The organism is Enterobacter sp. DVT3837 (assembly GCF_056238685.1).
Genome location: NZ_JBWDLA010000002.1, coordinates 162,291 through 174,927 on the forward strand (window position 1 = coordinate 162,291; position 12,637 = coordinate 174,927).

Annotated in this window: 13 protein-coding genes; all 13 read left to right on the plus strand. The window is 38.8% G+C overall.

All coding sequences use genetic code 11. The annotated features are described in order from the left end of the window. Positions 1-15 precede the first annotated feature (15 nt). The 13 genes from rfbB to ugd all read left to right on the plus strand — a co-directional run bounded on the left by rfbB (position 16) and on the right by ugd (position 12,626). Positions 16-1,101: a dTDP-glucose 4,6-dehydratase gene (gene rfbB / locus AC0XWG_RS15625; RefSeq protein WP_128347495.1), complete on the plus strand. Its 1,086-nt coding sequence runs from the start codon at positions 16-18 to the stop codon at positions 1,099-1,101. Beyond that, on the plus strand, positions 1,101-1,964 hold the full coding sequence (rfbA, locus tag AC0XWG_RS15630; protein ID WP_128347496.1) for a glucose-1-phosphate thymidylyltransferase RfbA: 864 nt from the start codon (positions 1,101-1,103) through the stop codon (positions 1,962-1,964). The genes rfbB and rfbA overlap by 1 nt, the downstream gene beginning before the upstream one ends. Before the next feature lie 3 nt (positions 1,965-1,967). Then, entirely contained in the window at positions 1,968-2,363 is a 396-nt protein-coding gene (locus AC0XWG_RS15635) for a sugar 3,4-ketoisomerase (RefSeq protein ID WP_128347497.1), read from the plus strand. After that, entirely contained in the window at positions 2,363-2,827 is a 465-nt protein-coding gene (locus AC0XWG_RS15640; protein WP_164881329.1) for an acyltransferase, read from the plus strand. Before AC0XWG_RS15635 ends, AC0XWG_RS15640 begins: the two co-directional genes overlap by 1 nt. Continuing rightward, entirely contained in the window at positions 2,824-3,927 is a 1,104-nt protein-coding gene (locus AC0XWG_RS15645; RefSeq protein WP_128347499.1) for a DegT/DnrJ/EryC1/StrS family aminotransferase, read from the plus strand. Before AC0XWG_RS15640 ends, AC0XWG_RS15645 begins: the two co-directional genes overlap by 4 nt. Positions 3,928-3,929: 2 nt before the next feature. Beyond that, positions 3,930-5,186: an O-antigen translocase gene (locus tag AC0XWG_RS15650; RefSeq protein WP_208594271.1), complete on the plus strand. Its 1,257-nt coding sequence runs from the start codon at positions 3,930-3,932 to the stop codon at positions 5,184-5,186. Beyond that, a complete protein-coding gene (locus AC0XWG_RS15655; RefSeq protein WP_208594272.1) occupies positions 5,187-6,503 on the plus strand; it encodes an O-antigen polymerase in 1,317 nt (438 codons plus the stop codon). Beyond that, on the plus strand, positions 6,487-7,365 hold the full coding sequence (locus tag AC0XWG_RS15660) for a glycosyltransferase family 2 protein (RefSeq protein WP_128348993.1): 879 nt from the start codon (positions 6,487-6,489) through the stop codon (positions 7,363-7,365). Before AC0XWG_RS15655 ends, AC0XWG_RS15660 begins: the two co-directional genes overlap by 17 nt. After that, positions 7,365-8,033, plus strand: coding sequence for a haloacid dehalogenase-like hydrolase (locus AC0XWG_RS15665; protein WP_208594273.1), 669 nt, complete (start codon positions 7,365-7,367; stop codon positions 8,031-8,033). The genes AC0XWG_RS15660 and AC0XWG_RS15665 overlap by 1 nt, the downstream gene beginning before the upstream one ends. A 2-nt stretch (positions 8,034-8,035) precedes the next feature. After that, a complete protein-coding gene (locus AC0XWG_RS15670; RefSeq protein WP_244250032.1) occupies positions 8,036-8,824 on the plus strand; it encodes a hypothetical protein in 789 nt (262 codons plus the stop codon). Further along, entirely contained in the window at positions 8,817-9,644 is an 828-nt protein-coding gene (locus AC0XWG_RS15675) for a glycosyltransferase (RefSeq protein ID WP_128348754.1), read from the plus strand. The genes AC0XWG_RS15670 and AC0XWG_RS15675 overlap by 8 nt, the downstream gene beginning before the upstream one ends. Positions 9,645-9,822: 178 nt before the next feature. Continuing rightward, entirely contained in the window at positions 9,823-11,229 is a 1,407-nt protein-coding gene (gndA, locus tag AC0XWG_RS15680) for an NADP-dependent phosphogluconate dehydrogenase (RefSeq protein WP_024908082.1), read from the plus strand. A gap of 230 nt (positions 11,230-11,459) precedes the next feature. Then, a complete protein-coding gene (ugd, locus tag AC0XWG_RS15685; RefSeq protein WP_128348755.1) occupies positions 11,460-12,626 on the plus strand; it encodes a UDP-glucose 6-dehydrogenase in 1,167 nt (388 codons plus the stop codon). Positions 12,627-12,637: the final 11 nt, after the last annotated feature.

The following is a 12,637-nucleotide window of genomic DNA, read 5'->3' on the forward strand; positions in this document are numbered from 1 at the left end:
GACGGAACAGATAACGTGAAAATTCTTGTGACGGGCGGGGCCGGTTTTATCGGCTCAGCGGTTGTACGACATATTATTAAAAATACCCAGGACGAAGTCGTCAATGTGGATAAGCTGACGTATGCCGGTAACCTTGAGTCACTTATTGATGTCAGCGATAGCGATCGTTATGCCTTTGAGCATGCTGATATCTGTGACAAGGCAGCAATGGATCGAATCTTCGCTGAGCATAAACCCGATGCCGTAATGCACCTTGCAGCCGAAAGCCACGTTGATCGTTCTATTAGCGGCCCTGCTGCGTTTATTGAAACCAATATCGTAGGTACCTACGTGCTCCTGGAAGCCGCCCGAGGGTATTGGTCCACATTAGATGATGCTGCTAAGAAAGCCTTCCGTTTTCATCATATTTCAACCGATGAAGTTTATGGCGATTTACCGCATCCTGATGAGCATTCTGCATCATTCGAGTTGCCTCTATTCACGGAAACTACCGCTTACGCACCAAGCAGTCCATATTCGGCATCAAAGGCCTCGAGCGACCATCTGGTTCGCGCGTGGTTGCGTACCTACGGTTTCCCTACGATTGTCACCAACTGTTCAAATAACTACGGCCCATATCACTTCCCAGAAAAGCTGATTCCGCTGGTTATTCTGAATGCGCTGGAGGGTAAAACTCTGCCAATTTACGGTAAAGGCGATCAGATCCGTGACTGGTTGTATGTCGAGGATCATGCACGTGCACTCTATACCGTAGTGACACAGGGTAAAATTGGCGAAACCTACAACATTGGCGGTCACAACGAAAAGCAAAACCTCGATGTGGTACACACTATTTGTTCTCTGCTGGATGAAATTGTGCCAAAGGAAGGTTCCTATCATGACCAGATCACTTATGTTGCTGACCGGCCTGGTCATGATCGCCGTTATGCGATAGATGCTGAGAAAATTGGTCGGGAATTGGGTTGGAAACCGCAAGAAACCTTCGAAAGTGGCATTCGCAAAACAGTAGAGTGGTATCTGGCAAACATTCAGTGGGTGGAAAACGTGAAAACCGGGAATTATCAGTCCTGGATAGAGCAAAATTATAGAGAGCGTAAGTAATGAAAGGTATTATTTTAGCTGGTGGTTCTGGTACCAGATTATATCCAATTACAATGGGTGTATCAAAGCAGTTACTCCCTATTTACGATAAACCAATGATTTATTATCCCCTCTCTGTGCTCATGTTGGCTGGAATCAAAGATATTCTAGTGATCACCACTCCAGAAGATCAGGCTGGTTTTATCCGTTTACTCGGTGATGGAAGCCAATTTGGTATAGAAATCAAATATGCAATTCAACCGAGTCCGGATGGATTAGCACAGGCATTTATTATTGGTGAAAGTTTTATTGGGAATGATTCCGTTTGTCTGGTACTTGGAGATAATATTTTCTTTGGTCAAGGGTTTACTCCCAAACTTAAACTTGCAAGTGAGCGTTCTCGAGGTGCCACTGTCTTTGGATACCAGGTAATGGATCCTGAAAGATTTGGGGTCGTTGAGTTTGATAGAGAATTTAAAGCGTTAAGTATAGAAGAAAAACCAAAAAATCCAAAGTCAAATTGGGCTGTGACTGGTTTATATTTTTACGACAACGATGTAATAAATATAGCTAAAAATATTAAACCCTCTTCACGAGGTGAGCTTGAAATTACTACCGTAAATGAAGTGTATTTAAAAAATAATGCGTTGAATGTGGAACTACTTGGGCGTGGCTTTGCCTGGCTCGATACAGGAACCCATGATAGTTTGATTGAAGCGGGTAGCTTCGTTGAGACAGTTCAGAAGCGGCAGGGGATGATGGTTGCCTGTCTTGAAGAAATCGCCTGGAGAAATGGTTGGCTAACAAAAGAAAATCTATTCGAAAGAGGCCAGCAACTTTGTAAAAATCATTATGGTCAGTATTTAATAAAATTAGTAGGGTGAATTATGAATATCCAACTTATCCCATTACAGGTTCATGGTGATGATAGGGGCGCTCTTGTTTCTTTAGAAAGAGATAAGAATATAGACTTTGAAATTAGGCGAGTGTATTACATTTTTGATACAAAAAAAGGTGTAGTCAGAGGCTACCATGCCCATAAAAATCTGAAACAGTTAGTAGTCCCTGTCAGAGGATCGTGTCGTTTTACGCTAGATGATGGATACGAAAGAGTAAGTGTTCTTTTGGATAACCCAGCTCAAGGATTACTTGTTAATTCATTAATCTGGAGGGAGATGTCAGATTTTTCTGACGACTGTGTATTAATGGTTTTAGCCAGTAATGAATATGATGAATCTGATTATATCAGAGATTACGATGCATTTAAATTGGCGGCAAAATGATGTTTATACATAAACTAAGTGATGTCCAGTCAACATCTATTGGTGAAGGTACAAATATATGGCAATTTGTTGTTGTCCTCAAAGAGGCAAGAATTGGTAAAAATTGCAATGTTTGTGCTAACTGCTTTATTGAAAATGACGTTGTCATTGGAAATTCAGTAACTATTAAATCAGGTGTTTATATCTGGGATGGCGTAAGGGTACATGACAATGTATTTATTGGACCTTGCGTTGCGTTTACTAATGATAAATATCCTCGTTCTAAAAATTATGATACACAATTTTATGAAACTATAATTGGTGAGAATTCATCGATTGGCGCAAATTCGACTATTCTCCCTGGAGTAAAGATTGGGCGCAATTGTATGATTGGGGCAGGTTCTGTTGTTACGAAAGATGTTCCTGACAATGCTCTGGTTTTAGGGAATCCAGCAAGAATCGTGAAATTTTTGGAGGCAGAATGATTGATTTTCTTAATTTACAGAAGTCCAATGCACGCTACAATAATGAATTAATTAAAGCTGCAGTACGAGTTATTGAAAGCGGATGGTATATCTCAGGTTCAGAATTAAATGCATTTGAGGAAAGTTTCGCTAAGTATTGTAACGTTAAGCATGCTATAGGTGTTGCTAATGGGCTTGACGCTCTGACGTTAACTCTTAAAGCATGGCAAGAACTGGGCAAAGTAAAAAGAAATGATGAAGTGCTTGTCCCGGCTAATACTTATATAGCTTCAATTCTGGCCATCAGCGAGGCAGGGTTAAAGCCTGTTTTAGTTGAACCAAATGAGTCCAGCTATAATCTCTCAATTGAGAATATTAAATCCAAAATTACTGCCAATACGCGGATCATACTCCCTGTCCATCTCTATGGTTTGATTTCCCCAATGGACGAAATCATGAGTTTTGCAAGAGATAATAACCTATTAGTATTGGAAGACAGTGCCCAAGCGCATGGTGCTTCAATCGATGGTAGAAAAGCCGGAAGTTGGGGTGATGCTGCCGGGTTTAGTTTTTACCCTGGCAAAAACCTTGGCGCGCTAGGAGATGCTGGTGCTATAACTACTAATGATACTGAATTAGCAGATACGGTAAGTTACTTGAGGAACTATGGTTCAAAAGTAAAATACAGACATGATTTCAAAGGTGTAAATAGTCGATTGGATGAAATTCAGGCTGCCTTCCTGAATGTAAAACTGAATTATTTGGATGAAGATATTTGTATTAGACGAAATATCGCAAATCGCTATTTAAAAGAAATTAAAAATGAATTAATAGTACTCCCAACCATTACCTGCGAAGAGAATCATGTATGGCATCTCTTTGTCATCAGGACAAAGAACAGGGATGCACTTCAGCGTTACCTGACAGATAATGATATCCAGACCGTTATTCATTATCCAACGCCACCTCATCGCCAACTGGCTTATAAAGAACTCAAAGACTTGAGTTTCCCGCTTAGTGAAGAGTTGCACCGTGAAGTAATTTCAATACCAATGGATCCCACTCTTACAGAAGAGCAAGTTAGTTATGTCATTGATGTATTAAATAAATTTAATTGCTAATCATGAATTTAATTAAAGTCAGTTTTTATAATGGTATTTCTGTAATAATTAAAATGCTGACTATGCTAGGGCTTAATAAAGTCCTAGCTATTTATGTCGGTCCTGGTGGTTATGCCATAATAGGTCAGTATCAGAGTTTTGTTCAAACACTCGCTACATTTTCCGCGGGCTCAATTGCAAATGGCATTACAAAATATACAGCTCAAAATGTAAGTGAGGAAAAAGAATTAATAGATGTTTGGAAAACAGCGGGAACAGTCAGTATTGTTTCTAGCTTGTTTGTGTCAATCATTATTTTGATCTTTTTTAAAGATATAAATGTTATTTTTTTTAATGACAAAATAGATAATAATCTTTCATATTGGCTTGCTACCTCATTTGTGTTTATGATGTTGAATAGTTATTTGATGGCTATTCTAAATGGGATGAAGGCAATAAAAGCGTATGTATTACTTAATATATCCAGTAGTATATTAGTGTTAGTGGTGACTGGCCTTTTTGCATTTAGCATGGGCCTGAAAGGAGCCTTGATAGCATTAACAATAAATCAATCATTAAATTTTATAATAACCTTCTCATATTTTATTAAACAAAAATGGTTCAAAGTTCGTTTTTTGGCGGGGAATTTAAACAAATCTGTTGTCAAAGGTCTTAGTCGATTTGCTTTTATGGCTTTGTTCTCATCTTTAGCCGTCCCTTTAACTCAGATGTTTCTTAGGAATTTTATAGGTACTAATATTTCTTGGGAGATATCCGGTTATTGGGAAGCCATTAACCGAATAAGCGCAATAAATATTATGTTAGCAACGACTACATTAACCCTTTATTATTTGCCAAAACTATCTGAAACACATGAGAAAAGGAAATATAAGTATGAGCTAATCAATATATCTAAGTTGCTAGTGCCGGTTACAGCTATTGGATGCTTTTGTGTTTTTTATTTAAAGTTTTATATTATAAATATACTCTTTACTCCTTCATTTGTTAACATGTCACCGCTATTTGGCTGGCAGATGGTTGGAGATTTTTTCAAAGTTTTTAGTTGGATTTTCTCTTTTGCACTATTAACGAAAGAAAAATGGAAGGTCTTTATAGCATGTGAAATCTTATCAGCGGTTGTCCTTGCAGTGTCAACAACCATAATTGTTTATTTTATGTCCTGGCATTATCTTTCTTTGGCATATGCTGCAACGTACTTTATATATCTGATATTCACATCATTTTTCTTCTATCAGTCCATATATAAAAAGGCATCCTAGATGGAGTTTACTCTAAATTTCCTTATAATAATACTGAGTTTTATTCCTGGGTACTACTTGGGTGTATTTCGTTTTAAAAGGCTCAACTATTATTGTGTTCTTTACTGGTCGATGCTGCTATTCTGCATTATTGGATCATTTATAATACATTCTGGCTTCATGGATGATTCATTTTTTATAGAGCCAATTGCAAATAATGCTGAGGCAAAAAACCTTGGTTTATTTATTACTACTATTTCTTTCTTTATATTCTTTCTTTCTGCTTTTGTTGTTGAAGTTTTGTGTTCATTATGTTCAGGGCAGCGTTCGGGAATGATTCGCTGGGAAAATTATTACTCCAGTCCTATGATTATGAGCAGTCGCAAGGTAACACTAACACTCTTTATATTATCTTGTGCATTAGTTGTGTATTACATAATATCAATTTATCCAGCACCATTGTTTATGGCATTCCAAGGGGCTTCTGCGGATCAAATTGCTATACGAAGGCTGGAAGTGACAAAAAATTATTCTGGAATTGGATATTTCAAAACACTAGCAGGTGTTATACCTATAATTCTTTCGTATTATTGTTTTATTGCATATCTAAGATTTAAAAAACATTTTCTTCTTTTTGTCTTTATCACTTTCATTTCAATATTAACATTGGCTATTAATGGGGAAAAAGCACCTCTGGTTTTTTATTTCTTGGGGCTTTTAGTTTCATATTCATCGGTAAGAAAAATTAGTAAAAAGGTTTATGTACTTTCCTCAGTATTAATATTTTTCTTGATATTGCTAATGTATATTGTTCTTTTCCAATTTGATAATTCTGATTACCTCCTTTATATTCTTATCGAGAGGTTATTTATAGCTCAAGAGGCAGCGGTGTTTTATGCGGCAGATTATTTTTCTTCCCATAGTTCGCTGGGGTTATCCAGCATGGATACTATTTTTAACAAAATACTTAATGTCACTCCAACAGCCAGGGCATCAGAGATATTCATGAACCAATATTTGCCAAGTATGGTGGCGAATGGTGGTTGGAATGTAAATGGATTTTTTGCACATGAGACTTTCTCTAATTTCGGTTACATGGGAATTGTTCTTGGAAGTATGTACGGTGGAATAGTAAATAGTTTGTTATGCATCTATTTTAGAGCAAGAGAAAAAACTTTATTAACAATGAGTTTTTATAGTTTTTACATTGTGTCCGTAACAACCGTTCTCAGTAGTTTTAATGCAATGCTGTTTAATACGCAGCTGATTTTAGTTTTTATTATTTATTTGCTATTGTCAATTCTCGACGGGAGAAGAAAACATGCAGTACCAGAGTGATAGGGTCTCTATCATTATAATATCTTATAATCATGACCAGTTTATAAAAAGTGCAATCGAAAGTATATTATGTCAGACTTATAAAGATATTGAGCTTATTATCGTCGATAATAACTCTTCGGATACAACACCTGAGATATTAAAAGAATACAAGAACGTCGGTAACGTAAAAACAATTTTTCTTGAAAGTAATACGGGGATTACAGGTGGGATTAACGAAGGCTTAAAACATGCTAGTGGAGAGTTTGTAAGTTTCTTTGCTAGTGATGACATTATGGTATCGAATCGAATTGAATTACAAGTTAATGCATTAAGAAAAGAACCTGAGGCCATTGCTTGCTTTGGTAATATGATAAGAATCAATAGTGATGGCTCAATCAACAAACGTGGTTTGCTACCTATGGTCGATTTTAAGTGGTGGACACTCAACGATATACTGACAGATAGAATATGTTTATACTCTCCAACACAATTGTATAGAGTAGATGTTTTTAAACATAACTCAATAACCTTCCCAAAAGATATCAGGATTGAAGATATCTGGCTATATTTTAAACTCCTCAATGCAGGTTATAAGTTTATTACTATTCCTTACCTCCTGACAATGTATCGAGTTCATGATAATAACACTCATACTCGTTATAAAATGATGATGCTAGAGAAAATAAAAATTCTAAAGGATTATAAGGATGAAGCCTTTTATGAAAGAGCACTTCATTTTATCCACCTTGAACATTTCTCTAATTTTGGTTCGACTTCCAAGAAAGATGCGTTAAGACTTCTACCTAAAGTTATATTAAGTATTAAGTCTAAATATTTATATATCGGCCTGGCCAGGCTACTTTTTGATTGGAGAAAGTAATGTTTAAGCATGTTTACGTTGATTTGTGTGATACCTTAATCAAAGGCAACACAACGTTCATGTTCCTGGATTCCTTCTTTAGCCATCACCCAAATAAACGCTATTGGTTTTACAGAAAACTCAGCACCTCATTTATAATGAGAGTCATATTTAAATTGCTGTTTTCAGCCAAAATAGATCTAAATCGAAGAATTGCGATCCGTTTTTTAAATGGATACAGCATTGATTTTCTTAGAGAACATGTGAAATGGATGCTAGCCAATGGTATTTTTATAGAGAATAAGGAACTTGTTGATGTTATGCAATGTGCTAAAAGTAAGCATATTCCGGTAACAATTATTTCTGCTTCCTTAGATTTCATTGTTGAGGTTGTAGCATCGCATTATGCTATTAATTGCTACAGTAGTAAACTTGCATATAAAGACGGAAACTGTCAAGGACGTATCACCCTTGATCTCCTTTTTAATAAGAATAAAATTTTTGATGATGTAGAGCAAAACAATAATGCTTACTGTTTTATCAGTGATAATATTCAAGATATTAAAATATTGAAAATATGTAGTTATGGTTTTGGTGTTCCGAACTTGAAGAATGAAAAGGCATTTATTGATAATAATATTAAACTTATCAACTATGATCGGCTTATTAACTTAATTAAAAGTGAGTGATTGTGAAAGGCTATAATATCTTTTATCTTCCATTCTGGTATTCTAAGCAAACTAGATTTCGAACAATCACAAGATTTTTTTCATGGATTATAATTTATTTAATCCCTGTTTCTTTATCTTTTTTGTTTGTATACCCAGAATTTAGATATATTAATTTATTTAAGTCGCTCTTGGCTATCTTGTTAGTCTATAATTTGTATGAGATTGGATATATATACAATGATGCTGAAACAATAAAAAAAGAGATTTCACCAACATTAAGGCTTGATTATCTGCAATTGCAATATTATGAAAATAATAAAAAAAATATTTATTGCTTCCGCTTTTTAGTTGCGTTATTAATAACCTTTGCATTATCCTTCAATGATGGTTCATGGATTTTTTTGCTGGTCAGTTGGGCAATAATTCCAACATATGCATTATATAACACAGTTAGAAGTAGATTAAATATACCATTGCATTTTATATTGGTTACTTTAAGATATTGCTCACCAGTATTGTTATTTACAGGAATGAGTGAAGTCTTTATCTTTCTTTTTATGATTTTATTATTCCCGCTGATTAATACTCTTGAGAGATGTACCGAGAGAAGATTTGATTTTGATTTTTTTAACGATTTTTTTCTCACCAATAAAAAAAGCGGTCGATACCTCTATTACTTCATTTTGCTTATTATTGGGCTTTCTTGTTGCTACATTTTTGGTGGTTATATATTTTATGTGTTTTCGATCTATGCATTTTACTATATGACCTTTAGGTTCTTGTCTGCGCAGGTAAATCTTAATGAATGATAGTTCAAAATCATTTAGTGTATTAATGTCTTTATACCATAAAGAAGAACCAGTCTTTCTTGACACATGTTTTGCAAGTCTTGCCAATCAATTATTGTCTCCAACAGAAATTGTTTGTGTTTTTGATGGTCCACTTAATGCAGGATTAGAAAATGTTGTATTCAAATGGTCTGAGAAAATGAATATCAACATAGTAAGGTTACCGGTTAACGTCGGGTTAGGTAATGCTTTAAACAAAGGTCTTGCACATTGTTCATATGATATTGTTGCCCGAATGGATTCAGATGACATTTGCCTCCCTGAACGTTTTCAAAAACAAATACCTCTCTTTTTTAGTGATAATGACCTTATATTGCTAGGATCGGGAATTGATGAGTTTGAAGTATGTGAGAATAAAGTTAAATCAGTCAGGAAAGTTCCTTTGTCAGAGGCTGAGATTCGTGAGTGTTGTAAAATAAAAAATCCTTTCAATCATATGACTGTGGTTTTTAGAAAAAAAGAAATTTTATCACTTGGTGGTTATCAACATCATTTCCTTATGGAAGATTATAATCTTTGGCTCAGAGTTATTGCTAAAGGATATAAAGTTGGGAATATCGATTGCTCACTCGTTAAAGCTCGTGTTGGCAATGGGATGGTAGGGAGAAGAAAGGGGGTTAAATATATTAAAAGCGAGTGGGAGCTTTTTATACTTAAGAAAAATCTTGGATTGCATTCTTTCTTTTCCGGGCTTTGCATTTTCTTGATACGTTCTATTCCTCGCTTACTCCCTGTAACAATGCTCTCAATGCTTTATAATATTTCAAGGACTCGCAATTAAACATTTCAGTTATTATCCGTAGAATATCTCTGGGTATATGAACTAAACTTGCTGTTTAGCAGTATTTTGTAGTTATCTCAAATGACGCCGCTACCAAGCTAAACGATATTGAGTTAACATCAACAGCACATTAAAGCCGCGCACAAGCCGTGGTGACCACACCTGACAGGAGTATGTAATGTCCAAGCAACAGATCGGCGTCGTCGGTATGGCAGTCATGGGGCGCAACCTGGCGCTCAACATCGAAAGCCGTGGTTATACCGTCTCCGTTTTCAACCGCTCCCGTGATAAGACCGAAGAAGTCATTGCCGAGAACCCTGGCAAGAAACTGGTTCCTTTCTATACGGTGAAAGAGTTTGTTGAGTCTCTGGAAACGCCTCGTCGTATCCTGTTAATGGTAAAAGCGGGCGCAGGTACCGATGCAGCTATCGACTCCCTGAAACCTTACCTCGAAAAAGGCGATATCATCATTGATGGCGGTAATACCTTCTTCCAGGACACCATCCGTCGTAACCGTGAGCTGTCTGCTGAAGGCTTCAACTTCATCGGTACCGGTGTTTCCGGTGGTGAAGAGGGCGCTTTGAAAGGCCCATCTATCATGCCTGGCGGCCAGAAAGATGCATACGAACTGGTTGCACCTATCCTGACCAAAATCGCAGCCGTGGCTGAAGATGGTGAGCCTTGCGTAACCTATATCGGTGCGGACGGTGCAGGTCACTATGTGAAAATGGTGCACAACGGCATCGAATACGGCGATATGCAGCTGATTGCTGAAGCGTATTCCCTGCTGAAAGGTGGTCTGAATCTCTCCAATGAAGAGCTGGCTGAAACCTTCACCGAGTGGAACAAAGGCGAGCTGAACAGCTATCTGATCGACATCACCAAAGATATCTTCACTAAAAAAGATGAAGAGGGTAAATACCTGGTAGATGTGATTCTGGATGAAGCTGCGAACAAAGGCACCGGCAAATGGACCAGCCAGAGCTCTCTGGACTTGGGCGAGCCGCTGTCTCTGATCACCGAATCTGTCTTCGCGCGTTACATCTCTTCTCTGAAAGAGCAGCGCGTTGCGGCATCCAAAGTGCTGTCTGGCCCTCAGGCCAAACCTGCTGGGGATAAAGCTGAATTTGTTGAGAAAGTGCGTCGCGCACTGTACCTGGGTAAAATCGTTTCTTACGCGCAGGGCTTCTCTCAGCTGCGTGCTGCGTCAGACGAGAACAACTGGGATCTGAACTACGGTGAAATCGCGAAGATCTTCCGCGCGGGTTGCATCATTCGTGCGCAGTTCCTGCAGAAAATCACCGATGCCTATGCAGAAAACGCCGGTATCGCCAACCTGCTGCTGGCTCCGTACTTCAAGAAAATTGCGGACGAATACCAGCAGGCGCTGCGTGACGTGGTTGCCTACGCTGTCCAGAACGGTATCCCGGTTCCGACCTTCTCTGCTGCAGTAGCCTACTACGACAGTTACCGTGCTGCGGTTCTGCCTGCTAACCTGATTCAGGCACAGCGCGACTACTTCGGTGCGCATACTTATAAACGCACCGATAAAGAAGGTGTGTTCCATACCGAATGGATGGAGTGAGTTAGTTAGCTAACTCACTGTAATTTCAACCCGGAGCCTGTCTCCGGGTTTTTTTATGCAAAAAATGCCGCGTGTTACTCGAAGTAGTCTGAATCTCATCCCACTCGTCGCGATTACTCCTGGTTTGCCTTGACAGTGTTGTTTCCCAGGAGGTACAAAGCCCAACAGTTATGTTTATCGCGATGGTCTGGCGGCCATCAGTACAGTTAACTCACAGAAGTCATTAGCGAATGAAAATAACAATCTCCGGAACAGGCTATGTCGGTCTTTCTAACGGCATTTTGATTGCTCAGAATCATGAAGTGGTTGCGCTGGATATCGTGCAGGCCAAAGTGGATATGCTCAATCAGAAGCAATCGCCGATTGTCGACAAAGAGATCCAGGACTATCTCAGCAATAAACCGCTGAATTTCCGCGCCACGACAGATAAAGAAGATGCATACCGCGATGCGGATTACGTCATCATTGCGACGCCTACTGACTACGATCCAAAAACTAACTACTTCAACACCTCAACCGTAGAGGCGGTGATCAAAGATGTTATCGCGATCAACCCCCGTGCGGTGATGGTTATCAAGTCAACTATCCCTGTCGGCTTCACCAAATCCATCAAAGAGAAGTTTGGTATTGATAATATCTTCTTCTCGCCGGAATTCCTGCGCGAGGGCAGAGCGCTTTACGATAACCTCCATCCTTCGCGTATCGTCATTGGCGAACGTTCTGAGCGCGCTGAACGTTTTGCTGCACTGCTGCAGGAAGGGGCACTGAAGAAAGATATTCAGGTGCTGTTTACTGATTCCACCGAAGCTGAGGCGATTAAACTCTTCGCGAACACTTATCTGGCAATGCGAGTGGCTTATTTCAATGAACTCGACAGCTATGCAGAGAGTCTTGGACTGAATACCCGTCAGATTATTGAAGGGGTATGTCTTGACCCGCGCATCGGCAACCACTACAACAACCCGTCATTTGGCTACGGCGGTTACTGTCTGCCCAAAGACACCAAACAGCTGCTGGCAAACTATCAGGCGGTACCAAACAACCTGATTTCGGCGATTGTTGATGCTAACCGTACCCGTAAAGATTTCATCTCTGATTCCATTCTGGCGCGCCAGCCGAAAGTCGTCGGTGTATACCGTTTGATCATGAAGAGTGGCTCCGATAACTTCCGCGCCTCTTCAATCCAGGGGATCATGAAGCGCATCAAGGCGAAAGGGGTTGAGGTTGTTATTTATGAACCGGCCATGCAGGAAGATCAGTTCTTCAATTCCCGCGTGATTCGCGATCTGGATGCCTTCAAGAAAGAAGCGGATGTCATCATCTCTAACCGCATGGCGGAAGAACTGGCTGACGTGGCGGATAAAGTGTATACCCGCGATCTGTTCGGTAGCGACTGATTCTCTGTTTT

Excerpts from the sequence above, each read along its gene's own strand:
- rfbA (WP_128347496.1), top strand. The coding sequence starts at position 1,101 with ATGAAAGGTATTATTTTAGCTGGTGGTTCTGGTACCAGATTATATCCA.
- AC0XWG_RS15635 (WP_128347497.1), top strand. The coding sequence starts at position 1,968 with ATGAATATCCAACTTATCCCATTACAGGTTCATGGTGATGATAGGGGC.
- AC0XWG_RS15640 (WP_164881329.1), top strand. The coding sequence starts at position 2,363 with ATGTTTATACATAAACTAAGTGATGTCCAGTCAACATCTATTGGTGAA.
- AC0XWG_RS15645 (WP_128347499.1), top strand. The coding sequence starts at position 2,824 with ATGATTGATTTTCTTAATTTACAGAAGTCCAATGCACGCTACAATAAT.
- AC0XWG_RS15650 (WP_208594271.1), top strand. The coding sequence starts at position 3,930 with ATGAATTTAATTAAAGTCAGTTTTTATAATGGTATTTCTGTAATAATT.
- AC0XWG_RS15655 (WP_208594272.1), top strand. The coding sequence starts at position 5,187 with ATGGAGTTTACTCTAAATTTCCTTATAATAATACTGAGTTTTATTCCT.
- AC0XWG_RS15660 (WP_128348993.1), top strand. The coding sequence starts at position 6,487 with ATGCAGTACCAGAGTGATAGGGTCTCTATCATTATAATATCTTATAAT.
- AC0XWG_RS15665 (WP_208594273.1), top strand. The coding sequence starts at position 7,365 with ATGTTTAAGCATGTTTACGTTGATTTGTGTGATACCTTAATCAAAGGC.
- AC0XWG_RS15675 (WP_128348754.1), top strand. The coding sequence starts at position 8,817 with ATGAATGATAGTTCAAAATCATTTAGTGTATTAATGTCTTTATACCAT.
- gndA (WP_024908082.1), top strand. The coding sequence starts at position 9,823 with ATGTCCAAGCAACAGATCGGCGTCGTCGGTATGGCAGTCATGGGGCGC.
- ugd (WP_128348755.1), top strand. The coding sequence starts at position 11,460 with ATGAAAATAACAATCTCCGGAACAGGCTATGTCGGTCTTTCTAACGGC.